The organism is Pseudomonas sp. FG43 (assembly GCF_057809175.1).
In genome coordinates this window covers 1-23,598 of the sequence record NZ_JBMDJL010000016.1, presented here as the reverse complement: position 1 = coordinate 23,598, position 23,598 = coordinate 1, and the positions used below count along the sequence as shown (strand labels likewise).

Below are 23,598 nucleotides of genomic sequence, written 5' to 3'. Positions count from 1 at the left end.
AATAAGTGGGGTGCGACCGCTGTTGCGCTATGGCGAAGGTCTGCGCGGATGAAATGGATCGCTTACTTCATAACGAAAGGCAGTTCCGATCCCCGGTTCCGGGAATTGGCCGGACGGTCATGTCACTGGTCGGCCATCAAGGTGTCTCGACTGAACGCTCGTCGCAGGGCACTCGTCCATAACTCTGTGTCGGGTGTCTTGCTCATCGCCACGACATCACTTGCTCTGGAGAGAACCTCATGATTGCAACCCCGGCTGCATACCCCATCGCAGAGCATTTGGCCGAAGGCCATGAAGCAGTTGCCAGCATACGTCCCTTGCTTGTTTGCCTTTCACATTTGCGTTGGGGGTTCGTCTATCAGCGCCCGCAACACCTGATGACGCGCATGGCTCGGCGCTACGATGTGCTTTTCTTCGAGGAGCCGCTGGCGGCCGAAGGTGAGCAGGCTTATCTGCAACTGTCCCTTCAGAGCAGCGGGGTCACGGTGGCAACGCCGCACCTGCCGGTCGGGCTGGATGCCGCACAGACCGAACAGAAACTTCGTGAGTTGCTGGATGACTACCTGCTGCGCAATCCTCGCGAGGTGCTGTTGCGCTGGTATTTCACGCCCATGAGCCTGGGGTTCAGCGAGCACCTGCCGGCCCGAGGGACGGTTTATGACTGCATGGATGAACTCTCGGCATTCAAGGGCGCGCCGCCGCAGTTGCTTGAGCGCGAGCGGCGTCTGTTGGCCTTGGCGGATGTGGTTTTCACGGGCGGTGTCAGCCTGTGGGAAGCCAAGCGTGCCCAGCATGGCAATGTCCATGCGATGCCCAGCAGTGTTGATATCGAACATTTCGCCAGCGCCCGGCAGGCTTTGCCCGAGCCAGTCGATCAGGCGGTTATTGCCCATCCGCGACTGGGTTTTTTTGGTGTGGTCGACGAGCGTCTTGATCTTGCTTTGCTCGAAGGTCTGGCCAGGCAGCGCCCCGACTGGCAACTGGTGATTCTGGGGCCTGTCGTCAAGATCGACGAGGCCAGCCTGCCGAGGCTGCCCAACATCCATTACCTGGGCGGCAAGGCTTACAGTGAATTGCCCGCTTACCTGAGCGGATGGGATGTGGCCCTGATGCCCTTTGCCCGCAATGAAGCCACACGCTTCATCAGCCCGACCAAGACGCCTGAGTATCTCGCGGGTGGTTGCCCTGTAGTCAGTACGCCGATCCGCGATGTAGTGCGCACCTATGGCGCTTGCCCGGTGGTGCATATTGCCGAGGATGTGCCCGGTTTCGTCGCTGCCGTCGAAGCTGCGCTGATCCAGCGCCAGGACCGTGAGGCATTGTTTCGTCTGGCGGATCAGGCCCTGAACGGCATGAGCTGGGACACAACCTGGAACGCCATGATGGAGCACATTGCATGCCTGGCCTGACACTCGAACAGGCCCGGGAGCGTGCCGGGCAATTACAGGAGGGCGGCGCACCCTTCTACGACTATCTCATCGTCGGTGCCGGTTTTGCGGGTAGCGTGCTGGCCGAGCGTCTGGCTTGCGGGTTGGGCCTGAAGGTCTTGTTGATCGACCGTCGCGGGCACATCGGCGGTAATGCCTACGATCATCTGGACGAGGCCGGGATTCTGGTGCATCGCTATGGGCCGCATATCTTCCATACCAATGCCCAGCGGATCGTCGACTACCTGTCGCGCTTCACCGAATGGCGGCCTTATGAGCATCGGGTATTGGCTCAGGTGCGTGGGCAACAGGTGCCGCTACCGATAAACCTGACCACGCTCAATCGGCTCTATGACCTGGAGCTGGACGAGGCAGGTGCCGAGGCGTTTCTTGCCGAGCGCGCCGAAGCTGTCGAGCCGATACGTAGCGCCGAGGACGTGGTGGTCGGTCAGGTCGGGCGCGAGCTGTATGAGCTGTTCTTTCGTGGTTATACCCGCAAGCAGTGGGGGCTCGATCCGGCGCAGCTCGATCGTTCGGTCACGGCCCGTGTGCCAGCGCGGACCAACACCGATGACCGTTATTTCACTGACAGCTTTCAGATGATGCCTCAGCAGGGTTACACCGCCATGTTCGAGCGAATGCTGGATCATCCGGGTATCGACATTCTGCTGGATGTGGATTTCGCCGAGGTCGACCGGCTACTGCCCCGTGGCCATCTGGTTTATTGCGGGCCGGTGGACGAATACTTCAGCTATTCGCTTGGGCGTCTGCCTTACCGTTCCCTGCGTTTCGAGCACCGGACCCTGGAGCAGGAACACTTTCAAGACGTGGCCGTGGTCAACTATCCCGACGAGAACGTGCCCCATACCCGCATCACCGAGTACAAGCACCTGACCGGTCAGGAGCATGCGCAAACCAGTGTGACCTACGAATACCCCTGTGCTGAAGGTGATCCCTATTACCCGGTCCCGGCTCCAGAGAATGCCGAGTTGTATCAGCGCTACAAGGTGCTGGCCGAGTCCACCGAAGGCGTGACCTTCCTCGGGCGCTTAGGGACTTACAAGTACTACAACATGGATCAAGTGGTGGGGCAGGCGTTGGCGCTTTACCAACGTATTGCCCAGACCCGCGGCGCAACTGCCGAGGGCGCGTCCCATGAGTGGGCTTGAGCCATTCGCCAGTTTTCTCATGGGAGGTTTTGAATGCACCAGCAGCCGTAGAGGCGACGGGCGACGTCTGGACCTGATCGCCTCAACCGGGCATGACCGCTGGGCCGAGCAGGATTACAGCAGCCTTGCCGGGCACGGAATGCGCACGGTGCGCGACGGGGTGCGTTGGCACCTGATCGAGCCGCGCCCCGGCCATTATGACTTCAGCAGTCTGGATCAGCTGTTGCTGGCCGCCACGAGGGCCGGCACCCAGGTGATCTGGGATCTGGGGCACTACGGATATCCGGACGATCTGGATATCTGGCGACCGGTCTTCGTCGAGCGTTTCGCCCGCATGGCCCAGGCGGTGGCCAGGCGGGTACGCGAGTCCAGTGATGCCGTGCCGTTTTACTGCCCGATCAACGAGCCGTCTTTCTGGGCATGGGGCGGTGGCGAGGTCGGCTATTTCTATCCGCTGGGGCATCGGCGCGGCACTGAACTCAAACACCAGTTGGTGCGCGCCAGCATTGCAGCCATGACAGCCATTCGCGAGGTCGATTCACGGGCGCGTTTCATCCATGCCGACCCGCTGATTCATGTGCGCGCCATGCGTCAGCGGTCGGCTGATATCGAAGCGGCCGAGGTCTACCGCATGGCTCAGTACGAAAGCTGGGACCTGATCAGCGGCCGAAGCTGGCCGGGCCTGGGCGGTCAGGAGGATTTTCTGGATATCCTCGGTGTGAACTTCTATCCACATAACCAGTGGTACCTCGATGGACCGACGATCCGTCTTGGTGATCCGCACTTTCGGCCATTGGCTGGCATGCTGATGGAAGTACATGTCCGCTATGGTCGCCCGTTGGTGATCAGTGAAACCGGGACCGAAGGTATCGGGCGTGAATCGTGGCTGGATTACGTCGGCGAGCAGGCAATTCTTGCGCTGAGCAAAGGTGTCGACTTGCGCGGCCTGTGCCTGTACCCGGTGCTCGACTATCCCGGCTGGGATGACGACCGTCACTGCGACAGCGGTCTGCTTGGCTATGCCGATGCCAGTGGATTTCGTCCCGAAGACCCTCCGACCCGTGCTGCTCTGGCCCGGTTTGCGTTGCGGCTGGCCGAGGCCCAAGTGCGTATTGCCAAGAGGCCGCCAGCATGAACATCGCGCAAAGTGTGCCGCCCAACCCCAATCCCGGACGCTTTCTGTGGGGCTACGCCAGGCGTCGGCCATGGGCTTATGGCGGTATGGTCACGCTGGTGATTGCCGCCGCCAGTTGTGCGGTGGCCGTGCAGTACGGCATGAAGCTGCTGGTCGACAGTATGGGAGAAGAGGGAAATCGTTCCGGGGTCTGGTTCGCTTTCGGGTTGTTCATTTTTCTGATTGCCATCGAAAATCTGTTCTGGCGTCTGGGCGGCTGGCTGGGCTGTCGCACGGTGGTTGCCAGTTGCGCGGACATGCGGGTGGACCTGTTCAGCCATCTGACCGGACACCCGATGCGCTACTTTGCCGAGCACTACGCCGGAGCCCTGGGCAGCCGCATTTCGGCTACCGGCGCGGCGGCGGGGCAGATCTACAGTGCGCTGTTGTGGAAGATCATTCCGCCCTGCGTCGACTTTCTAGGGGCTGTGGTGCTGCTGGCCATGGTGCGTATCCAGATGGCTCTGGCACTGGTGGCTTTCGTGGTGCTGGTGGCGGCGATCATTACCTTCTTCGGTATTCGCGGGCGCAGTCGTCATCAGCTTTATGCGGCGCAGGCTGCCAGTGTGGGCGGTGAGCTTGTGGATCTGGTCAACAATGTCTGGACGATCAAGGCCTTCACGGCGCGGGAGCGGGAGCGCCTGCGTCTGGATGCGAAAATCCGCACGGAGGCGCGGGCTCAGAGTCGCAGCTGGATGTACGTGGAAAAGGCCCGGGTACTGCATGACCTGTGTCTGGCGAGCATGGCGGGAACCATGCTCGCCTGGTCCATTCTGCTCTGGACTCGCGGTGCAGTGAGCATTGGCGATGTGGTGATGGTCAGTGCTCTGACGTTTCGTATCCTGCATGGCTCACGCGATCTGGCGCTGGCCCTGGTCGAGACCAGCCAGCATCTGGGCGCTGTCGGCGACACATTGGCAGTGATCGCCAAACCCTATGACCTCAGCGACTCCGAGCTGGACTGGGCTGTGCCATCCGGCACCATCGAGTTGCAGGATGTCGGGTACGCCTATCCCGGTGCTCGCAAGGTGCTGTGTGGATTGAGCCTGCGCATCGAGCCCGGGCAGCGGGTTGGCATCGTCGGCCCGTCCGGCGCAGGCAAGACCACTCTGCTGGGGCTGTTGCAACGCCTGGATGACGTCAGTACGGGGAGCATTCGCATCGATGGCCGCGACCTTCGGCAGATCAGCCAGGACAGCCTGCGCCGACAGATAGCCGTAGTGCCTCAGGAGCCAACCCTGTTCAACCGCAGCATCTACGAAAACATTGCCTACGGCCGACCCGAGGCCACCCGCGAGGAAGTGATCGCCGCCGCTCGCAGTGCTTATTGTCACGAGTTCATCGACCAGTTGCTCCAAGGCTATGAAACCCTGGTGGGCGAGCGGGGCGTGATGCTTTCCGGTGGTCAGCGCCAGCGCCTGGGCATTGCACGGGCCTTCCTCAAGAACGCTCCGATCCTGTTGCTCGACGAAGCCACTGCTGCTCTGGATTCAAGCTCCGAAGCCATCATCCAGTCGGCGCTCGGCAGCCTGATGCGCGGTCGAACGGTACTGGCCATCGCCCATCGGCTCACCACCCTCAGTGCGTTTGACAGGGTGCTGGTGATGCAACAAGGCTGCATCGTCGAAGACGGCCCGCCCGGGCGGCTGCGTAGCGCGGGCGGACTGTTCCAGACATTCTGGCAGGCTCAGGAAATGGGCCGCCAGGATTGATGGGGCTCAAGGTGAAATCGGATCGCTGGCTGGGAAGGTTTCCTCGATGGCATGATCGATCTTCTCCTCGCTCGGCTCCTCTGGCTCGTTCTGAGTGGGGTCGTTGTCCAGATCGCCTTCGGTTCCGGATTGATCTGGCGTGCTTGGGGTGTTGGGCAGGGACGTGTTCATCGGTTCACCTCGGGTTGGGTTCTACCTGAGTTGAGGAAGGTGCCGGGAGGAATGTTCAGTAGGATTGAAGCGGGGCGGACGGACGGGGCCGACTTCATCGGTGTCGCTGATAGTGACTATCAGAAACCAGAGATTTTATTCCCTGTAATAAATATGGAAAATGCGCGCATTGGACATACGGCTCGATGAGCCGTTTTTTTATTTCAGGATCTTCACATGCGCCTTTTGACTGTTCCGGCCATTGCCGTCGTTTTTGCGTTGTTGAATGGCTGCGCTTCTGCACCGAATCAACCGACGCTTGTCTTGCAAACCAGTAAGGCTCCCGATGAATACGTGCAGTGTGTAATGCCCAAACTGCAAGAACATTCATTGAACCCGGTGTTGTCGCAATCTCAGCGGCACTACAGGATTGTCGTCTCCAGCCCGGTCGCGGCTGACAACGTCATTGAGGCCTACAAGGCTCCGGCAGGCGGAAAAGTGTTTTTGTATGAGCGCCAGTTATTGGCATCGACGCTCACTACCTCCCGATTCGAGCGAGCGGCGCAGGAGTGTTTGTAAGTAGCCGGTAGTATATTGAGCGATTTCCAGTTGCTCGTTGGAGCCGATCATTTTGAATGTGCTTTTTATCTGCGGTAAAAACCGACTGCGCAGCCCGACCGCCGAGCATGTATTTGCACAGTGGCCGGGCGTGGAAACCGCGTCGGCGGGTGTTGGCAGGGATGCTGATATCCCAATGGATACCGAGTCTCTGGAATGGGCTGATGTAGTGTTTGTCATGGAGCCTGCGCACCGCAGAAAACTGGCAGCCCGATTCCGCAAGGTATTGGCTGACAAACGCATCGTATGCCTGGATATTCCTGACGATTTTGAATACATGAGCCCGGATCTGATCACGATACTGCGGACACGTGTCGAGCCATATCTACCTGCCGTTAATCCAGGTTAGCCGAGATAAGAAGCGCCAGCATTCCACATAAACCCCATTTAATTCATGATGTTGCGTTTTTTGATGAGAGCGGCGGCATGAAGGTATGACTCGATGTTCGAGCTGACAAGTTATCTGGGGCTTTTTGCCGTGGCGTTTGGCGCTGCCACGCTGTTACCGCTGCAATCCGAAGCCGTGCTGGTCGGCATGCTGCTTTCGGAGCGCTATACGACGATTCTGCTCTTGCTGGTTGCCACGTCAGGCAATGTTCTGGGCTCAGCCGTGAACTGGTATCTGGGCCGCTCTATCGAGCGCTTTCGGCATCGGCGCTGGTTTCCGGTCAGCGAGCGCCATCTGGACAAGGCCCAGCACACTTACAAGCGCTACGGACGCTGGGCGCTGTTGTTCAGTTGGGTGCCGATCATCGGCGACCCCATCACCATGATCGCGGGCGTCATGCGCGAGCCGTTCTGGAGTTTTCTGCTTATCGTCACGCTTGCCAAAGGGCTGCGTTATCTGGTGCTGACAGCGATTACTCTCGGGTGGATGGCCTAAAGGGCCAGAACTGATGATCTGCATGGCGAGCCAGATCATCATGGCGGCTCAACCCTCAACAGCATCTGGAATCCTGGCAATCACCTTGATCTCGAAATCAAAGCCATAAAGCCAGGTGACGCCCACTGCCGTCAGTGTCGGGTACGGTGCCTGGCCCCAGAACTCAGGGAACACCGTCCAGATTTTCTCGAACTTCGATTCGGGGTCGACCATGAAGACGGTGACATCGACTACGTCATCGAAGGTGCAACCCGCCTCCTTAAGGATGGCATTCAGATTGCTGAAGGCTGTCCTGACCTGTATCACCAGATCCTGCTCTGGCGAGCCATCCTCCTTGCTGCCGACCTGACCGGAAACGAACAGAAAGCCATTGGAACGGATCGCGGGCGAATAGCGATTGCGCTCGTAAAGTTCGAGGCGTCCGGCGGGGAAAACTGCATCACGCTTTGTCATGGTTGATCTCCATCGAGGCAGGTCAAGGCGACCCGTCATTAACGATGGGAGAACTCTAAGAGCTTGTATCCGGGCGATAAACGAGCAACTGTAGCCAGCACTGTTTGTAAAATCCAAACAATCCAGCCGTTATCCGGAGTAGAAATGGACCGTTTCGATGCGATGCAGGCTTTTGCGCGGGTGGTAGAGGCGGGGAGTTTTACCAAAGCAGCCGAAACCCTGCACATGAGCAAGACCACTGTGACGCAACTGGTGCAGCAACTGGAGGCCCGCTTGCGGATCAAGTTGCTCAACCGAACGACGCGCAAGGTCAATGTCACGGCTGATGGCGCGGCTTATTACGAGCGCGTTGTCAGGCTGCTGGCTGACCTGGACGATGCCGAGACCAGCCTGTCCAGCGCTTCGGCCTTGCCCAGAGGGCGGCTGCGGGTGGATGTGCCCAGCCCGTTTGCCAGCACGATTCTGATGCCGGCCCTGCCTGAGTTTCATGCGCGATACCCGGATATCCAGATCGATATGGGCGTCAGCGACCGTATCGTGGATGTGATCGGCGAGAATGTGGATTGCGTGGTTCGCGGTGGCGAGTTGACTGACCAGTCCCTGATGGCCCGGCGTGTGGGTGATCTCAGGCTTGGGGTGTATGCGGCACCGAGTTACCTGGAAAGGGTCGGCACACCTGCGCATCCGCGAGAGCTGGAAGATTCCCACCACCGCATCGTCGGTTTCCTGTGGGCGCGTACCGGCAAGGCCTTGCCTTATGCCATGCACCGCGAGGGTGAAAGCCTTCACGTCCACGGGCGTTACGTGCTGGCGGTGGACGATGGCAATGCCTACCTCGCCGCAGGCCTGGCTGGTATGGGTGTTCTGTGGGTGCCGGATTACATGGCCAAAAACCATCTGGAGCGGGGTGATCTGGTGCCGCTGTTCAAGGATTGGCGCATGGATTCGATGCCGATGTACGTGGCATTTCCGCCCAACCGGCATATCAGCCTCAAGCTTCGGGTATTTATCGATTGGGTTGCTGAACTGATGACGCAACATGCGCCGGTCATTGACCGGCGCGGAGTCTGAATCAGGCCGTCACTGGCTGCGATCCCTGACGGCTGCGAGCCATCTGGAAACAACCTCCATTTCCTCATCGCTGAATGCCTGGGTCAGTTTTTCATTCAGCGGTGCCAGTTCCGATGTGGCCTGCAAGGTCGCTGTCCGGCCTGCATCCGTCAGCCACAAACGAAAGCTGCGCTTGTCATGTTCATCGACGCGGCGCTCGATCAGCCCTGACCTGACCATCCGGTCGGCCAGCCCGGTCATGGCGGAAGGCGCGATATCCAGCGCCAGCGCGACTTCGCCGCTGAGGGCGCCATCCTGCCCATTGAGTACAAAGAGTGCGCCAGCCTGAGTGGCGCTGATGCCGGCGCGATTCGAGATATGCCGCTCGATGTATCGGGACAGGCTTTTTTGAGCAGCATTCAATAAATAGACGTAGCGACGGTCATGCGCCATTTGGATTACCCGGTAACTGAGCTTCCAGCCATCTTGCCACTACGGGCCATAGGGTGTCGGCATGTTGTTGGCGGAAAAAGCCCAGGTGCCCGATGGTCGAACCGTGACTGTCCGCCGGAGCAAACTGACGTCGCTCTACAGCACAGCCGGTCAGATGCTCTGTCATCAGGTCGATGGCTTCGGCGGGTGCCCATGGATCGTCATCGACGCCTATGGCCAGCACCGGCAGTGTGGGCCTGGCAAAACGGGCAGTGGCATTGACTGTTGGGTCGTCAAAAAAGTACTGGCGAAGGCTTGTCCAGCGTGACCACTCGCGCATGACATCGGCTGGCAGGTCTTCACCAATTCCCAGCCTGCGCCCCGGAAAATAGCCCAGGAATTTGGCGCTGAGCGGGCCAAGGACTTTGAGCAGAATCGCCACTTTCAAGCGTTCCTGCCAGGGACTTATGAATCGCAGACAGCCCGCATGGGCGCATAGAGTCACTGCCGCGCTGAGCTTGTTGCTGCTCTCGCATAACCCGATGGCATGCCCGCCGAAGCTATGGCCTATCGCAAGGTGAGCAACCCCCTTGTACTGCCCGGACACCCAGTGGGTGACGGCTTCGACATCGTTGTCAGCCCACGAAACAAAACCCGCCTGAACGGTTTTCGGATGAGGACCTTTCCTGCTGACACCCCGATAGTTGTAGGTGATGACGGTAAAGCCATTGGCGACCAGATACTGGGCGAACGGCAAGTACATGCGCTCGGTGACGCCCGTCGCCGGGTTTATCTGAACCACTGCTTTCACAGGTCCTGCGCCGGTATGGGTCGTGACCTCGACGCTGTGACCATTGGTGCAGGTGATCGAATGGGTTGTCGTTCGCATGGGAGTTATTTCGTATGTGAAGTAAATTATTTAACATACGAAATAAATAGCGGCAAGCATTTTCCACGACGATTGGAGAGTTTGGAAAAACGCACAGCCAATAAAAAACCCCATCACAAGGATGGGGTTCTTTTAACGCTGTGTTTCGTGCTTACGCTTGAACGACCGGGATATTGGCGTTCGCAGCGGCTTCGCGGAACTCGGCGATCTGATCGAAGCTCAGGTAGCGGTATACGTCCGCTGCCATGGTGTCGATCTGGTTCGCGTAGCTCATGTACTCCTCGACGGTCGGCAGGCGACCCAGGATCGAAGCGACGGACGCCAGCTCGGCCGAAGCCAGGTAGACGTTTGCGCCGTCACCCAGACGGTTCGGGAAGTTACGGGTCGAAGTCGAAACCACGGTGGAGTTCGGTTCAACGCGAGCCTGGTTACCCATGCACAGCGAGCAGCCTGGCATTTCCATGCGCGCGCCAGCCTTGCCGTAGATGCCGTAGTAGCCTTCTTCGGTCAACTGGTGAGCGTCCATCTTGGTCGGAGGCGACAGCCACAGGCGAGTCGGCAACTGGCCTTTGACCTGATCCAGCAACTTGCCCGCAGCGCGGAAGTGGCCGATGTTGGTCATGCAGGAACCGATGAACACTTCGTCGATCTTCTCGCCCTGTACCGAAGACAGCAGGCGTGCGTCGTCCGGGTCGTTCGGCGCGCAGAGCACAGGCTCCTTGACGTCGGCCAGGTCGATTTCGATGATTTCGGCGTATTCGGCGTCCTTGTCGGCTTCCAGCAGTTGCGGGTCGGCAATCCAGGCTTCCATCGCCTTGGCGCGGCGTTCCAGAGTGCGTGGATCACCGTAGCCTTGCTCGATCATCCAGCGCAGCAGGGTGATGTTGGAGTTCAGGTACTCGATGATCGGCTCTTTTGCCAGCTTGATGGTGCAACCGGCAGCCGAACGTTCGGCCGAAGCGTCGGACAGCTCGAAAGCCTGTTCGATGCTGAGGTTTTCCAGACCTTCGATTTCCAGGATACGGCCAGAGAAGGCGTTCTTCTTGCCTTTCTTCTCTACGGTCAGCAGGCCAGCCTGGATCGCGTAGTAAGGAATGGCGTGAACCAGGTCGCGCAGGGTGATGCCAGGTTGCAGCTTGCCCTTGAAGCGGACCAGGATCGACTCAGGCATGTCCAGCGGCATGACGCCGGTGGCTGCGGCGAAGGCAACCAGACCGGAACCGGCCGGGAAGGAGATACCGATCGGGAAGCGGGTGTGGGAGTCGCCACCGGTGCCGACGGTGTCCGGCAGCAGCATGCGGTTCAGCCAGCTATGGATGATGCCGTCGCCTGGACGCAGGGAAACACCGCCACGGGTCATGATGAAATCAGGCAGCGTGTGGTGAGTCTTGACGTCGATCGGCTTTGGATAAGCTGCGGTGTGGCAGAAGGACTGCATGACCAGATCGGTGGAGAAGCCCAGGCAAGCCAGGTCTTTCAGCTCGTCGCGGGTCATCGGGCCAGTGGTGTCCTGGGAACCGACGGTAGTCATCTTCGGTTCGCAGTAGGTGCCCGGACGGATACCTTCCACGCCGCATGCCTTGCCGACCATTTTCTGCGCCAGGGTGAAACCCTTGGTGCTGGCAGCCGGCTGATCCGGAGTCTTGAACAGATCCGATGGTGGCAGACCCAGCTCGGCGCGTGCCTTGCCGGTCAGACCACGACCGATGATCAGGGGAATACGGCCACCGGCACGCACTTCGTCGAGCAGGACCGGAGTCTTCATCTCGAAGGTGGTCAGGACTTCGTCGCTGTTGTGCTTGGTGACTTTGCCTTCATGCGGGTACAGGTCGATCACGTCGCCCATGTGCATGTTGGAAACGTCGAATTCGATTGGCAGTGCGCCAGCATCTTCCATGGTGTTGTAGAAGATCGGGGCGATCTTGCTGCCGAAGCAGAAACCACCGGCACGCTTGTTCGGGACATAAGGAACGTCGTCGCCGAAGAACCACAGAACCGAGTTGGTTGCCGATTTACGCGAGGAACCGGTACCGACCACGTCACCGACGTAGGCGATAGGGAAACCCTGGCCGCGCATTTCTTCGATCTGCTTCATCGGACCGATGGAGCCTTGCACGTCAGGAACGATGCCTTCACGGGCCATTTTCAGCATGGCCAGGGCGTGCAGCGGGATATCCGGACGGGACCAGGCATCAGGTGCCGGGGACAGGTCGTCGGTGTTGGTTTCGCCGGTGACCTTGAAGACGCGCAGGCTGATCTTGTCAGCCAGTACAGGGCGCTTCTTGAACCACTCGCCGTCAGCCCAGGATTGCAGGACTGCCTGAGCGTGCGCATTGCCGCTCTTGGCTTTTTCAGCAACGTCGTGGAAGGCGTCGAACATCAGCAGCGTGTGCTTGAGCTGTTCGGCAGCGACCGGTGCCAGCTCTGCATCGTCGAGCAGGGCAACCAGAGTAACGATGTTGTAGCCACCTTGCATGGTGCCCAACAGTTCGGTAGCGCGTTTTTTGTCGATCAGCGGGGAAGTGGCTTCGCCCTTGGCCAGAGCAGACAGGAAGCCGGCCTTGACGTAGGCCGCTTCGTCCACGCCCGGTGGAATGCGATTGGTGATCAGATCGACAAGAAAGTCTTCTTCGCCAGCGGGGGGATTCTTCAGCAACTCAATAAGGGCTGCGGTTTGTTCGGCGTTAAGCGGCTGGGGCACGATACCCTGGGCGGCACGCTCTTCGATGTGTTTGCGGTAGGCTTCAAGCACAGTATTACCCTCATCAGTGGTCCCAAATGGGTGTCCGGGACGCTCATCCAGAAATTGTCCGCACCCACGCAAGGCTTTCGAGCCTTGTTGGCAGGGTATCGGCAATTCCTTACGAAGCTGTTTTCAAAGTTTTACGCCTGCAGGACGGGGGGAGTGTAGGTCGACATGGCCATTCGTGATGAGGGAACGGCCTGCCGACACCGGACTGCGGGATTAACTTGACTGTGCTCGTGACGCTTTGAAAACAGCTTCTAACGGACATTGGCGCCATCTAAGGCCCGATGATTCTACGGCAAAACTTCGTTAAAGGTAAGTTAGACCCTACATCTTCGGGGGTGACCCTTGTTAGACAAAGGGCTAACATGCCTTCTCGTTTCGCCTGCCCTTGTCCTGCCAGCCATGCCTGATCAAATCATCAAAACGCCTTGTGTCGGCCTTTGCTCCACTGTTTACGGGGACCTGGTGTGCCGTGGCTGCAAGCGTTTCCATCATGAAGTGGTCCACTGGAACGGCTATAACGAAGACGAGAAAAGAGCGGTCTGGCTGCGCCTGGAGCAATTGCTGGTTCAGGTGATGGCGGCCAAGCTCGAAATTTTCGATGTCGAGAAGCTGCGCATGCAGCTCGTCCAGCGCAAGATCCGCTTTGTGGCGCATCAGTCCGAATATTGCTGGGCCTATCAATTGATCGCTCGCGGTGCGCGGGTCATCAATCAGGTCGAGGCCTATGGCTTCGTGCTGCTGCCGGAGTTCCGCGACTGGGCGCTGCCTGAGTTGCGTGATGCCATCGACCGTGAGTTTTTCCTGCTGTCCGAAGCCCATTACCAGCGATATATCGCGCCGGGTTTCCTTAAGGATGCGCTCGGTTTGTAGGAGTAATGCCGACCTTGAGAGGCTGATTTCAAAAGTCGGGTGGCTGAAATCAAAATCCGTGAGAGGGGCCTTGACCGCGACAGCCCGGTTTCAGGCGCTGAAAATGTGTTGCCTGTCAGCAGGTCGTCGCGGCCAAGGCCCCTCCCACAGGTGACATGTATGCCTTGACTGATCGGCATCAGTTTGTAGGCGTTCATTCGCTACGCATCAAACATCTCCTCCAGATGCCGGATGATTTCCTCGGTCTTGAGAACCAGCACATCACTTTCCAGCGAGTCGAGTACCACTTCGGCGGTGTTGCCGATCAGTGCGCCTGAAAGACCGGTACGCGCCACGGTGCCGATGATGGTGACCACTGCGTCGAGCTGGTTGGCCGTAAAGGGAATCAGCACATCAGCCGGACCTTCTGCGATATGCAGGTGGGTGTCGTCGATATCGAATTCCGTCTGGAACGCCTGGCATTGCTCTCGATAGCGGGTTTCGATGCTTTCCTTGAGCTGGTAGATCGGGTCGGCAGCCGACAGCATGGGCGACGGATGGGCGGTTATGACGTGCAAGTGCCCCTTGGCCAGTGCTGCAATGTCATAGCCGTGATCGACGATGCTGTAATGCAGCGTCTTGTGTTCTCCATCCGCATTGCCGACATCCACAGCCGCGAGAATCACGCCGCCTGTCCAGGGCCGTGACGTCTTGACCATCAACACCGGGCTTGGGCAGTAGCGCAGCAGTTTCCAGTCGTCGGGAGTGAGCAGGGCCTTTTTCAGCGGGTTGTCCGGCAGGTGCTGCTTTATGACCAGGCCGCAGCCCTCGGTTTGCTGCACCTTGCAGATGGTCTTGTGGGTGGACTCTTCCCAGTGCTGTTCCGCGCTGGCGGTGAAGCCTTCTTCCTGAAGGTTTCTTTTCAGCTCGTTGAGTTGTTGCGTATGGGGATGATCCTTGTCACAGATCAGCAGGTGCAGATGAGCCTGAGTGACCCCGGCAATCAGTTTCGCGCGCTTTAGGGCCAGGCTATCGGCGTGGTTGGGATCGATGACCACCAGGATGCTGCGAATAGACTGCATGGGGTTAACCTCCACAAGGCAAATTGTGTTCCACAACTATAGTTGCAGCGCATCGGGTCGTCGCTTGATCTGGATCACTGCATTTCTATCGCCGCAGACGCACGCCCCTCGTATAATGCGCGGCCTTGCAAACCCGCTATCTGTGAGCTTATGTACCCGATCCCTGAAATCGAAGCCTTCCTGCTTTGCCGCACGCCCGACAGTTGGGTTCAGGCCGCTTTGCGCAATCTGGACATTCTGTTGATCGATCATGCGAACAACGAGAAAAAGGCGGCCGGGGCGGCGTTTCAGTTCATGTTCCAGTACAACGACAAGTTCGACCTGCTGAGCAAGATGTCGCGGCTGGCCCGTGAAGAGCTGCGGCATTTCGAGCAGGTGCTGAGCATTATCCGCAAGCGCGAAATCCCGATGGCCAACGTCAGTTCGGCGCGTTATGCGGGGGCATTGCGCAAGCTGGTGCGCAACCACAATCCCTACCGGCTGACCGACGCCCTGATTGTGGGGGCCATCGTCGAAGCCCGCTCCTGCGAGCGTTTCGCTGCGCTGGTGCCGCATCTGGACGAAGAGCTTGCCAAGTTCTACGGCGGGCTGTTGAAGTCCGAGGCCCGGCATTTTCAGGACTACTTGAAGCTGGCCTATACCTATGGCGATAAAGCCGATGTTGACGCCAAGATCGAAGAGATTCGCCATGCCGAGCGTGAATTGATCGAAAGTCCCGACGAGGAATTCCGCTTCCATAGCGGTGTGCCTGCCGCGGCCTGAGTTATCACTGGCTTCATAAAAAAACGACCGCCTTGCCAGCGGTCGTTTTTTTATGAAGATATTGTTAGCCAGCTAACAAATGTTTTGACATTAGCTGTCTAGGCAGTAATATCGCCACATTACTGCCTAAGCAGCTTTTATGGTGAATCATTGAAACATTTCACGTCCGAGAATTTCGATTCCAGCCTGATGGGGCTGTTGGTCGGTCGCACCAATGCTCTCAAGGACCGCATGCTGGACAAGTATTTGCTGCCTTATGACGTCACCTTTTCGCAGTTCAAGGTGCTGATCATCATTTCCCAGTTCGCCCTCGATACCCCTGTCGAATTGTGTCGGCACCTGTCCCTCGACAGCGGTTCCATGACTCGCATGCTTGATCGTCTGGAGCAGAAGGAGTTGATCGTGCGCACCCGTTCGGCAGCCGACCGACGCCAGGTGCATGTGGCCTTGACCGAGCAGGGGCAGAAACTTTCGGACCTGCTGCCGCAGATCGGTGCTGACGCGATGAACGACACATTTGCCGTTCTGGACAAGGAAGAAGTCGAAACCCTGCAAAGAATTCTGACCAAGGTGCTGGTGGCCGCCGACGACCACATCACCCTCACGCGCCTGAGCTTCAAGTCCACAGGGGCGAAATGAACGGCCCCGGTAAAACCTCGATATCCCGCAATTACTGCTTCACCGACTACAGGTAATCGTCATGGCTACTGCCGCTACTGAAAAACCATCTGCCAGCTCGCCGCAAGACACGAATCCGGGCAAGCGCAAATTCATGCTGCTGGTGCTCGCCCTGATCGTCATCCTTGGCGGTGCGGCTGTCTGGGCCTGGCATGAGTTTTATGGCCGCTGGAGCGAAAGTACCGATGACGCCTATGTGAATGGCAACGTCGTCGAAATCACGCCGCTGACCACCGGTACGGTCATCAGCATCGGCGCCGATGACGGTGATCTGGTTCGCGAAGGCCAGGTCCTGATCAAATTCGACCCCAGCGATGCCGAAGTCAGCCTGCAAAGTGCTGAAGCCAACCTGGCCAAGGTCGTGCGCCAGGTGCGCGGGCTCTACAGCAATGTCGATGGCATGAAGGCGCAACTGGCCGCGCAACGTGCCGAAGTACAGAAGGCTCAGGACAACTACAACCGTCGCCGTAGCCTGGCCGTAAGTGGGGCGATCTCCCAGGAAGAGCTGTCCCACGCCAAGGATGACCTGACCAGCGCGCAGAGCTCCTTGAACAATATCCAGCAACAACTGGCCAGTAGCGTCGCGCTGGTGGACGACACGGTGGTTTCTTCTCACCCGGACGTAAAAGCTGCCGCTGCGCAATTGCGTCAGGCGTATCTGGCCGATGCCCGTACTACGGTTGTGTCGCCGGTGACCGGTTATGTGGCCAAACGTACCGTGCAACTGGGCCAGCGGATTCAGCCGGGCACTGCAACCATGGCGGTGATTCCGCTGGATCAGCTGTGGATCGACGCGAATTTCAAAGAGACGCAACTGGGCAACATGCGCATTGGCCAGCCGGTGGAGATCACCTCGGACCTGTACGGCAGCCATGTGAAATACAGCGGCACTATCGACAGCCTGGGTGCCGGGACCGGGAGTGCCTTCGCTCTGTTGCCGGCTCAGAACGCGACCGGTAACTGGATCAAGATCGTTCAGCGTGTGCCGGTGCGGATTCACATCAACCCCGATGAGCTGGCGAAAAACCCGCTGCGGATCGGCCTGTCGACCACGGTCGATGTCAATCTGCATGACCAGAGCGGTCCGGTACTGGCCCAGCAGCCGCCGAAGAAAGCGAGCTTCAGCACCAATATCTACGCCGAACAACTGGCCGATGCCGACGCGATGATTGCGCGTCTGATCCATGACAACAGTGCAGCCAGTAGCAAAGCGACTGCCCAGCGCTGATCCGCCAATCCGCAAGCCCCGTCCTTCGGGTCGGGGCACCGTCTCAGTTTCCAAGGATTTGCGATGAGCAACAACACCCCGGCCTCATTTACGCCGCCCAGCCTGCTGATGTGTACCATCGGCCTGTCGCTGGCGACCTTCATGCAGGTCCTCGATACCACTATTGCCAACGTCGCCTTGCCGACCATTTCCGGAAACCTGGGTGTGAGTTCGGAGCAGGGGACCTGGGTTATCACCTCGTTTGCCGTCAGCAACGCGATTGCCTTGCCGCTGACCGGCTGGCTCAGCCGCCGTTTCGGTGAGGTCAAGCTGTTCCTGTGGGCAACCCTGCTGTTCGTGCTGGCTTCGTTCCTGTGCGGGATTTCCCAGTCGATGCCCGAACTGGTCGGCTTCCGGGTGCTGCAAGGTGTGGTGGCCGGGCCGCTTTATCCCATGACACAGACCTTGTTGATTGCGGTTTACCCGCCGGCCAAAAGGGGGATGGCGCTGGCGCTGCTGGCCATGGTCACGGTGGTCGCGCCGATTGCCGGGCCGATTCTGGGCGGCTGGATCACCGACAGTTACAGTTGGCCGTGGATTTTCTTCATCAATGTCCCCATTGGCCTGTTTGCGGCCTGGGTGGTGCGTACGCAAATGGCCAAGCGCCCGGTGAGCACCAGTCGTCAGCCGATGGATTACGTCGGGCTGCTGACCCTGATCATTGGTGTCGGGGCATTGCAGGTCGTCCTGGACAAGGGCAACGACATGGACTGGTTCGAGTCGAACTTCATCGTGATCGGTTCGGTGATCTCCATTGTGGCGTTGTCGGTGTTCGTGATCTGGGAAATGACCGACAAGCATCCCATCGTCAACTTGCGGCTGTTTGCCTATCGCAACTTCCGGATCGGCACTCTGGTGCTGGTCGGTGGATACTCCGGCTTCTTCGGGATCAACCTGCTGCTGCCACAATGGTTGCAGACCCAGATGGGCTACACCGCGACATGGGCCGGGCTGGCTGTGGCGCCTATCGGTATCCTGCCGGTATTGATGTCGCCCTTCGTCGGTAAATACGCCAACAGGTTCGACCTGCGCTTGCTGGCCGGTCTGGCATTCCTGGCCATGGGCTTGAGCTGCTTCATGCGGGCAGGGTTTACCAACGAGGTGGATTTCGAGCATGTGGCGCTGGTGCAGTTGTTCATGGGTATTGGTGTGGCGCTGTTCTTCATGCCGACCTTGAGCATCCTGCTATCGGACTTGCCGCCCCATCAGATCGCCGATGGCTCCGGGCTTGCGACATTCCTCAGGACTCTGGGCGGCAGCTTTGCGGCATCCCTCACGACCTGGATATGGATTCGCCGCGCCGATCAGCATCACGCCTACCTGAGTGAAAACATCAGCACCTTCGACCCGGCCACCCGTGACGCGCTCAACAGTTTGGGAGGCGCGAGCCCGCAGGCTTATGCGCAACTGGAACAGACCCTCAACAGCCAGGCTTACATGATGTCCACGGTGGATTATTTCTACATGCTGGGCTGGGTGTTTGCGGGGTTGATTCTGCTGGTCTGGCTGGCCAAACCGCCGTTTGTCGCCAAGGCCGGGCCGGGCGGTCATTAAATAGCCTGGTCGGACACGGTCCTATGGGAGCGACCTTGGTCGCGAAGAGGGCCTGGAGGGTGATGAGTTTTCACATTTACCGGCCCCGTCGCGAGCAAGCTCCCTCCCACTGAGCAGATTCAGTTCAGCAGTGTCATCTGCTCAGGCGGGAAGTCGAAGGCGTTCAGGGAGAAGCCCTGTTCGTCCACCTGCAAGGCCCAGCCCTGACGGTCCCAGTCGCCCAATACGATGCGTTGCGCTGTCTGGTCGCCTATCTGTAGCTTGTGAATGGCCGGGCGATGGGTGTGTCCGTGAATCAGTGTGCGGACGCCATATTGCTCCATCACCTGGGGAATGAACTCGGGTGTGACATCAACGATGTCATTGGCTTTCATGCGGGTTTTCACACGGCTTTCATTGCGCAGTTTGCGCGCCAGCTTGTGGCGGGTATTCAACGGCAGGTGCCGCAATATCCACAAGGTCAGCGGGTTGCGCAGGTAGCGGCGCATCTTTATATAGCCTTCGTCGCGGGTACACAGGCTGTCGCCATGCATCAACAGCACCGGCTCACCGTTTAGCGCAACCACGCTCGGGTCGTTCAGGAAGGTGCAGCCAGCCGCCTTGCAGAACGCCTTGCCGATCATGAAGTCCCGGTTGCCGTGCATCAGGAAAACCTGAGTGCCGCTGTCGCTCAGTTCGCGCAGGGCCTGACAGATCGAACTCTGGAACGGCGACATTGCATCGTCGCCGACCCAGACCTCGAAGAAGTCCCCGAGGATATACAACGCCTTGGCCTGGCGTGCCCGGCCAGAGAGTAGATCCAGAAACGCCCGGGTAATATCCGGGCGCTTTTCCTCAAGATGCAGGTCGGAGATCAGCAGTATCACTCAACGATCTCTGCTTTCTCGATGATGACGTCTTCGGACGGTACGTCCTGGTGGCCGGATTTGCTGGTGGTTGAAACGCCTTTGATCTTGTCGACCACTTCGCTGCCTTCGATCACTTCACCGAACACGGCATAGCCCCAGCCTTGAACGGTCGGTGCGCTGTGGTTCAGGAAGCTGTTGTCAGCCACGTTGATGAAGAACTGGGCGGATGCCGAATGCGGCTCCATGGTACGGGCCATGGCAACGCTGTACTTCTTGTTCGGCAGGCCGTTGTTGGCTTCGTTCTGAATGCTTGGGCGCTTGTCTTTCTTCTCTTTCATGCCCGGCTCGAAACCGCCGCCCTGGATCATGAAGTTAGGGATGACACGGTGAAAAATAGTGTTGCTGTAATGGCCAGCGTTAACGTATTCGATAAAGTTGGCAACGGTGACCGGAGCCTTCTCTGCGTTCAGTTGCAGAACGATATCGCCGTGGTTGGTGGTCAATTTTACTTTGGACATGCTTACTCGCTCTCTTGGCATTCGTGAATGGGCGCGGTATTACCCTGACGTGCAGTTTACAGGGGTGGTTACATATTTCAGGTATTTTGCTGCTTTTATCACCCTCAAATGCGCACTCTGTTGTCAGGGGCTTGACAGCTTCGGCTATGATAAGCGCTTTGATTTAGTCGGCCTACCCTGGCCGCGCACTTGTATGTCCAAGGATCCTATGAGCAAGCCCACTCCAGAACCCGCTGCGAATTCAAAGGCAGGCCCTGTCGTCCCTACCAATTTCCTGCGTCCGATCGTGCAGGCAGACCTGGATTCAGGCAAGCACACCCAAATCGTGACCCGCTTTCCGCCGGAGCCTAACGGCTATCTGCATATCGGTCATGCCAAGTCGATCTGTGTGAACTTTGGCCTGGCCAACGAGTTCGGTGGCGCGACGCACCTGCGTTTCGACGACACCAACCCGGCCAAGGAAGACCAGGAATACATCGACGCCATCATGAGTGACGTCAAGTGGCTGGGCTTCGAGTGGGCGGGCGAAGTGCGCTATGCCTCGCAGTATTTCGACCAGTTGCACGACTGGGCTGTAGAGCTGATCAAGTCGGGCAAGGCCTATGTCGACGACCTGACCCCCGAGCAGGCCCGCGAGTACCGTGGCAGCCTGACCGAGCCTGGCAAGAACAGCCCGTTCCGTGAGCGCAGCGTCGAGGAAAACCTGGACCTGTTCGCCCGCATGAAAGCCGGTGAGTACGAAGACGGCGCTCGTGTGCTGCGTGCCAAGATCGACATGGCTTCGCCGAACATGAACCTGCGCGACCCGATCCTGTACCGCATTCGTCATGCTCATCACCACCAGACCGGCGACAAGTGGTGCATCTACCCCAACTATGACTTCACCCATGGTCAGTCCGATGCCATCGAAGGCATCACTCACTCGATCTGCACCCTGGAATTCGAAGGCCATCGTCCGCTGTATGACTGGTTCCTGGACAACCTGCCGGTGCCGTGCAAGCCACGTCAGTACGAATTTTCGCGTCTGAACCTGAGCTACACCGTCACCAGCAAGCGCAAGCTCAAGCAACTGGTCGATGAAAAGCACGTCAGTGGCTGGGACGATCCGCGCATGTCGACCCTGTCGGGCTTCCGTCGTCGTGGCTACACGCCGGCTTCGATCCGTAACTTCTGCGAAATGGTCGGTACCAACCGCTCCGACGGCGTGGTTGACTTCGCGATGCTGGAATTCAGCATCCGTGACGATCTGGACCGCAACGCGCCACGCGCCATGTGCGTGCTGCGCCCGTTGAAAGTCGTGATCACCAACTACCCGGAAGGTCAGGTCGAGAAGCTTGAATTGCCACGTCACCCCAAGGAAGACCTGGGCGTGCGCGAGCTGCCGTTCGCCCGCGAGATCTACATCGATCGCGACGATTACATGGAAGAGCCGCCAAAAGGCTACAAGCGCCTGGAGCCAGCCGGTGAAGTGCGCCTGCGCGGCAGCTATGTGATCCGTGCCGACGAAGCCATCAAGGACGCCGACGGCAATATCGTCGAGCTGCGTTGCTCCTACGACCCTGACACCCTGGGCAAGAACCCTGAAGGGCGCAAGGTCAAGGGCGTGATTCACTGGGTTCCGGCGGACGCGAGCGTCGAGTGCGAAGTGCGTCTGTATGACCGCCTGTTCCGCTCCCCGACGCCTGACAAGGCCGAAGATGGCGCCACTTTCCTGGAGAACATCAATCCGGATTCACTGCAAGTACTGACGGGTTGTCGTGCTGAACCTTCATTGGGGCAAGCGCAACCGGAAGACCGTTTCCAGTTCGAACGCGAAGGCTATTTCTGCGCGGACATCAAGGACTCGAAGCCAGGTCGCCCGGTATTCAACCGCACAGTGACATTGCGGGATTCCTGGAGCTGAGGTTAGGACAGTGCTTTCAATCTACAACACGCTCACCAAGAGCAAAGAAGTCTTCAAGCCGCTGGATGGCAACAAGGTGCGGATGTACGTGTGCGGGATGACCGTGTACGACTTCTGCCACCTTGGCCATGGCCGCAGCATGGTGGCCTTCGATCTGGTCACCCGCTGGTTGCGTTTCAGCGGTTATGACCTGACTTATGTGCGCAACATTACCGATATCGATGACAAGATCATCAATCGTGCCCGTGATAACGGCGAATCGTTCGACGCGCTGACGGCGCGCATGATCGACGCCATGCACGAGGATGAAGCGCGTCTGAACATCCTCAAGCCGGACATGGAGCCGCGTGCCACCGATCATATCGACGGCATGCACGCCATGATCCAGACCTTGATCGACAAGGGTTATGCCTACGCTCCAGGCAATGGCGACGTTTATTACCGTGTCGGCAAGTTTCTGGGCTACGGCAAGCTGTCGCGCAAGAAGATCGAAGACCTGCGCATCGGTGCGCGTATCGAAGTGGACGAGTCCAAGGACGATCCGCTGGACTTCGTGCTCTGGAAAGGTGTCAAGCCGGGCGAGCCTAGCTGGGAGTCGCCATGGGGGCCGGGTCGTCCGGGCTGGCATATCGAATGCTCGGTAATGTCCACCTGCTGCCTGGGTGAGACGTTCGATATTCATGGTGGCGGCAGCGACCTGGAATTTCCGCACCATGAAAACGAAATCGCCCAGAGCGAGGCCGCTACCGGCAAGACCTACGCCAATGCCTGGATGCACTGCGGCATGATTCGCATCAATGGCGAGAAGATGTCCAAGTCCTTGAACAACTTCTTCACCATTCGCGACGTGCTGGCCAAATATCATCCGGAAGTGGTGCGTTACCTGCTGGTATCCAGCCACTATCGCAGTGCGATCAACTACTCCGAAGACAGCCTGAAAGAGTCCAAGAGTGCGCTGGAGCGTTTCTATCACGCGCTCAAGGGCTTGCCGTCTGTCGAGCCTGTGGGCGGCGAAGCGTTCATCGAGCGTTTCACGGCTGCAATGAACGATGACTTCGGTACGCCTGAAGCCTGTGCGGTGTTGTTCGAGATGGTTCGTGAGATCAACCGTCTTCGTGACAGCGATCAGGCCGCGGCGGCGGGTCTGGCGGCACGTCTGAAGCAACTGGCCAGTGTACTGGGTGTGTTGCAGCTCGAAGCGGAAGACTTCCTTCGTGCCGGCGCCGAAGGGCGTGTCGATGCGGCTGAAGTCGAAGCGCTGATCCAGGCGCGTCTGGATGCGCGTGCTGCCAAGAACTGGGCCGAGTCTGACCGGATCCGTGACCAGATCACCGCCATGGGCGTGATACTGGAAGACGGCAAGGGCGGGACGACTTGGCGTCTGGCTGACTGACCTGTTTTTTCGCGAATGAATTCGCTCCTACGGTA

23 protein-coding genes are annotated in these 23,598 nt (G+C 58.7%); 15 read left to right on the top strand and 8 right to left on the bottom strand.

Annotated elements, in window-relative coordinates; genetic code table 11:
- Positions 1–239 precede the first annotated feature (239 nt).
- From ACODS3_RS18250 to ACODS3_RS18235, 4 genes are read left to right on the top strand one after another with little or no spacing between them, the layout of a single operon-like run.
- On the top strand, positions 240–1,409 hold the full coding sequence (locus ACODS3_RS18250) for a glycosyltransferase family 1 protein (protein ID WP_201019813.1): 1,170 nt from the start codon (positions 240–242) through the stop codon (positions 1,407–1,409).
- Entirely contained in the window at positions 1,397–2,596 is a 1,200-nt protein-coding gene (glf, locus tag ACODS3_RS18245) for a UDP-galactopyranose mutase (RefSeq protein ID WP_489035606.1), read from the top strand. The genes ACODS3_RS18250 and glf overlap by 13 nt, the downstream gene beginning before the upstream one ends.
- Positions 2,583–3,731, top strand: coding sequence for a beta-galactosidase (locus ACODS3_RS18240; RefSeq protein WP_489035604.1), 1,149 nt, complete (start codon positions 2,583–2,585; stop codon positions 3,729–3,731). Before glf ends, ACODS3_RS18240 begins: the two co-directional genes overlap by 14 nt.
- Complete coding sequence (locus ACODS3_RS18235; RefSeq protein WP_489035603.1) at positions 3,728–5,482, top strand: ABC transporter ATP-binding protein; 1,755 nt, start codon at positions 3,728–3,730, stop codon at positions 5,480–5,482. Before ACODS3_RS18240 ends, ACODS3_RS18235 begins: the two co-directional genes overlap by 4 nt.
- 6 nt (positions 5,483–5,488) lie before the next feature.
- On the opposite strand, the gene ACODS3_RS18230 is transcribed toward ACODS3_RS18235, so the two are convergent.
- The gene (locus ACODS3_RS18230) at positions 5,489–5,653 is read right to left on the bottom strand and encodes a hypothetical protein (RefSeq protein WP_201019890.1); all 165 of its coding nucleotides are present in this window, start codon (positions 5,651–5,653) and stop codon (positions 5,489–5,491) included.
- A 216-nt stretch (positions 5,654–5,869) separates the two neighbouring features.
- Here ACODS3_RS18230 and ACODS3_RS18225 point away from each other — a divergent pair, with 216 nt between their 5' ends.
- The 3 genes from ACODS3_RS18225 to ACODS3_RS18215 all read left to right on the top strand — a co-directional run bounded on the left by ACODS3_RS18225 (position 5,870) and on the right by ACODS3_RS18215 (position 7,133).
- Positions 5,870–6,211, top strand: coding sequence for a hypothetical protein (locus tag ACODS3_RS18225; protein WP_304575223.1), 342 nt, complete (start codon positions 5,870–5,872; stop codon positions 6,209–6,211).
- 49 nt (positions 6,212–6,260) lie between these two features.
- Positions 6,261–6,599, top strand: coding sequence for a low molecular weight protein tyrosine phosphatase family protein (locus ACODS3_RS18220; RefSeq protein ID WP_201019886.1), 339 nt, complete (start codon positions 6,261–6,263; stop codon positions 6,597–6,599).
- Positions 6,600–6,692: 93 nt separating this feature from the next.
- Positions 6,693–7,133, top strand: coding sequence for a YqaA family protein (locus tag ACODS3_RS18215; RefSeq protein ID WP_201019808.1), 441 nt, complete (start codon positions 6,693–6,695; stop codon positions 7,131–7,133).
- Positions 7,134–7,181: 48 nt separating this feature from the next.
- Here the strand turns inward: ACODS3_RS18215 and ACODS3_RS18210 are convergent, their stop codons facing one another.
- Positions 7,182–7,586, bottom strand: coding sequence for a RidA family protein (locus tag ACODS3_RS18210; protein ID WP_201019807.1), 405 nt, complete (start codon positions 7,584–7,586; stop codon positions 7,182–7,184).
- A 144-nt stretch (positions 7,587–7,730) separates the two neighbouring features.
- Between ACODS3_RS18210 and ACODS3_RS18205 the strand changes: the two genes are divergently transcribed.
- The gene (locus ACODS3_RS18205) at positions 7,731–8,657 is read left to right on the top strand and encodes a LysR family transcriptional regulator (RefSeq protein WP_201019806.1); all 927 of its coding nucleotides are present in this window, start codon (positions 7,731–7,733) and stop codon (positions 8,655–8,657) included.
- A gap of 9 nt (positions 8,658–8,666) precedes the next feature.
- Here ACODS3_RS18205 and ACODS3_RS18200 read toward each other — a convergent pair whose 3' ends face one another.
- The 3 genes from ACODS3_RS18200 to acnB all read right to left on the bottom strand — a co-directional run bounded on the left by ACODS3_RS18200 (position 8,667) and on the right by acnB (position 12,709).
- On the bottom strand, positions 8,667–9,089 hold the full coding sequence (locus ACODS3_RS18200; protein ID WP_201019805.1) for a MarR family winged helix-turn-helix transcriptional regulator: 423 nt from the start codon (positions 9,087–9,089) through the stop codon (positions 8,667–8,669).
- The gene (locus ACODS3_RS18195; protein WP_201019804.1) at positions 9,079–9,957 is read right to left on the bottom strand and encodes an alpha/beta hydrolase family protein; all 879 of its coding nucleotides are present in this window, start codon (positions 9,955–9,957) and stop codon (positions 9,079–9,081) included. Before ACODS3_RS18195 ends, ACODS3_RS18200 begins: the two co-directional genes overlap by 11 nt.
- Before the next feature lie 151 nt (positions 9,958–10,108).
- A complete protein-coding gene (gene acnB / locus ACODS3_RS18190; RefSeq protein WP_201004364.1) occupies positions 10,109–12,709 on the bottom strand; it encodes a bifunctional aconitate hydratase 2/2-methylisocitrate dehydratase in 2,601 nt (866 codons plus the stop codon).
- Between the two features lie 399 nt (positions 12,710–13,108).
- Here acnB and ACODS3_RS18185 point away from each other — a divergent pair, with 399 nt between their 5' ends.
- A complete protein-coding gene (locus tag ACODS3_RS18185) occupies positions 13,109–13,579 on the top strand; it encodes a DUF1289 domain-containing protein (protein WP_201004362.1) in 471 nt (156 codons plus the stop codon).
- Between the two features lie 200 nt (positions 13,580–13,779).
- On the opposite strand, the gene ACODS3_RS18180 is transcribed toward ACODS3_RS18185, so the two are convergent.
- A complete protein-coding gene (locus ACODS3_RS18180; protein WP_201019803.1) occupies positions 13,780–14,640 on the bottom strand; it encodes a universal stress protein in 861 nt (286 codons plus the stop codon).
- 150 nt (positions 14,641–14,790) lie between these two features.
- Here ACODS3_RS18180 and ACODS3_RS18175 point away from each other — a divergent pair, with 150 nt between their 5' ends.
- From ACODS3_RS18175 to ACODS3_RS18160, 4 genes are all read left to right on the top strand, one after another.
- Positions 14,791–15,402: a MiaE family protein gene (locus tag ACODS3_RS18175; protein ID WP_122320629.1), complete on the top strand. Its 612-nt coding sequence runs from the start codon at positions 14,791–14,793 to the stop codon at positions 15,400–15,402.
- A 150-nt stretch (positions 15,403–15,552) separates the two neighbouring features.
- A complete protein-coding gene (locus ACODS3_RS18170) occupies positions 15,553–16,041 on the top strand; it encodes a MarR family winged helix-turn-helix transcriptional regulator (protein WP_201004356.1) in 489 nt (162 codons plus the stop codon).
- A 61-nt stretch (positions 16,042–16,102) separates the two neighbouring features.
- Positions 16,103–17,308: an EmrA/EmrK family multidrug efflux transporter periplasmic adaptor subunit gene (locus ACODS3_RS18165; RefSeq protein WP_489035597.1), complete on the top strand. Its 1,206-nt coding sequence runs from the start codon at positions 16,103–16,105 to the stop codon at positions 17,306–17,308.
- Between the two features lie 63 nt (positions 17,309–17,371).
- Complete coding sequence (locus ACODS3_RS18160; RefSeq protein WP_489035595.1) at positions 17,372–18,901, top strand: DHA2 family efflux MFS transporter permease subunit; 1,530 nt, start codon at positions 17,372–17,374, stop codon at positions 18,899–18,901.
- A 119-nt stretch (positions 18,902–19,020) separates the two neighbouring features.
- Here the strand turns inward: ACODS3_RS18160 and lpxH are convergent, their stop codons facing one another.
- Both lpxH and ACODS3_RS18150 read right to left on the bottom strand, forming a co-directional pair.
- Positions 19,021–19,767, bottom strand: a complete 747-nt coding sequence (gene lpxH, locus ACODS3_RS18155; RefSeq protein ID WP_304575227.1) for a UDP-2,3-diacylglucosamine diphosphatase — start codon at positions 19,765–19,767, stop codon at positions 19,021–19,023.
- Positions 19,764–20,267 (bottom strand): peptidylprolyl isomerase, encoded by a 504-nt coding sequence (locus ACODS3_RS18150; RefSeq protein ID WP_201004349.1) that lies wholly within the window; start codon positions 20,265–20,267, stop codon positions 19,764–19,766. Before ACODS3_RS18150 ends, lpxH begins: the two co-directional genes overlap by 4 nt.
- 208 nt (positions 20,268–20,475) lie before the next feature.
- Between ACODS3_RS18150 and ACODS3_RS18145 the strand changes: the two genes are divergently transcribed.
- A complete protein-coding gene (locus ACODS3_RS18145; protein WP_201019798.1) occupies positions 20,476–22,170 on the top strand; it encodes a glutamine--tRNA ligase/YqeY domain fusion protein in 1,695 nt (564 codons plus the stop codon).
- Between the two features lie 10 nt (positions 22,171–22,180).
- Positions 22,181–23,563 (top strand): cysteine--tRNA ligase, encoded by a 1,383-nt coding sequence (cysS, locus tag ACODS3_RS18140; RefSeq protein WP_201019797.1) that lies wholly within the window; start codon positions 22,181–22,183, stop codon positions 23,561–23,563.
- Positions 23,564–23,598: the final 35 nt, after the last annotated feature.

Excerpts from the sequence above, each read along its gene's own strand:
- ACODS3_RS18145 (WP_201019798.1), top strand. The coding sequence starts at position 20,476 with ATGAGCAAGCCCACTCCAGAACCCGCTGCGAATTCAAAGGCAGGCCCT.
- ACODS3_RS18160 (WP_489035595.1), top strand. The coding sequence starts at position 17,372 with ATGAGCAACAACACCCCGGCCTCATTTACGCCGCCCAGCCTGCTGATG.
- ACODS3_RS18240 (WP_489035604.1), top strand. The coding sequence starts at position 2,583 with ATGAGTGGGCTTGAGCCATTCGCCAGTTTTCTCATGGGAGGTTTTGAA.
- ACODS3_RS18150 (WP_201004349.1), bottom strand. The coding sequence starts at position 20,267 with ATGTCCAAAGTAAAATTGACCACCAACCACGGCGATATCGTTCTGCAA.
- ACODS3_RS18185 (WP_201004362.1), top strand. The coding sequence starts at position 13,109 with ATGCCTGATCAAATCATCAAAACGCCTTGTGTCGGCCTTTGCTCCACT.
- ACODS3_RS18165 (WP_489035597.1), top strand. The coding sequence starts at position 16,103 with ATGGCTACTGCCGCTACTGAAAAACCATCTGCCAGCTCGCCGCAAGAC.
- ACODS3_RS18225 (WP_304575223.1), top strand. The coding sequence starts at position 5,870 with ATGCGCCTTTTGACTGTTCCGGCCATTGCCGTCGTTTTTGCGTTGTTG.
- ACODS3_RS18235 (WP_489035603.1), top strand. The coding sequence starts at position 3,728 with ATGAACATCGCGCAAAGTGTGCCGCCCAACCCCAATCCCGGACGCTTT.
- glf (WP_489035606.1), top strand. The coding sequence starts at position 1,397 with ATGCCTGGCCTGACACTCGAACAGGCCCGGGAGCGTGCCGGGCAATTA.
- ACODS3_RS18200 (WP_201019805.1), bottom strand. The coding sequence starts at position 9,089 with ATGGCGCATGACCGTCGCTACGTCTATTTATTGAATGCTGCTCAAAAA.
- ACODS3_RS18250 (WP_201019813.1), top strand. The coding sequence starts at position 240 with ATGATTGCAACCCCGGCTGCATACCCCATCGCAGAGCATTTGGCCGAA.
- ACODS3_RS18205 (WP_201019806.1), top strand. The coding sequence starts at position 7,731 with ATGGACCGTTTCGATGCGATGCAGGCTTTTGCGCGGGTGGTAGAGGCG.
- ACODS3_RS18230 (WP_201019890.1), bottom strand. The coding sequence starts at position 5,653 with ATGAACACGTCCCTGCCCAACACCCCAAGCACGCCAGATCAATCCGGA.
- ACODS3_RS18180 (WP_201019803.1), bottom strand. The coding sequence starts at position 14,640 with ATGCAGTCTATTCGCAGCATCCTGGTGGTCATCGATCCCAACCACGCC.
- ACODS3_RS18175 (WP_122320629.1), top strand. The coding sequence starts at position 14,791 with ATGTACCCGATCCCTGAAATCGAAGCCTTCCTGCTTTGCCGCACGCCC.
- ACODS3_RS18195 (WP_201019804.1), bottom strand. The coding sequence starts at position 9,957 with ATGCGAACGACAACCCATTCGATCACCTGCACCAATGGTCACAGCGTC.
- ACODS3_RS18215 (WP_201019808.1), top strand. The coding sequence starts at position 6,693 with ATGTTCGAGCTGACAAGTTATCTGGGGCTTTTTGCCGTGGCGTTTGGC.
- ACODS3_RS18210 (WP_201019807.1), bottom strand. The coding sequence starts at position 7,586 with ATGACAAAGCGTGATGCAGTTTTCCCCGCCGGACGCCTCGAACTTTAC.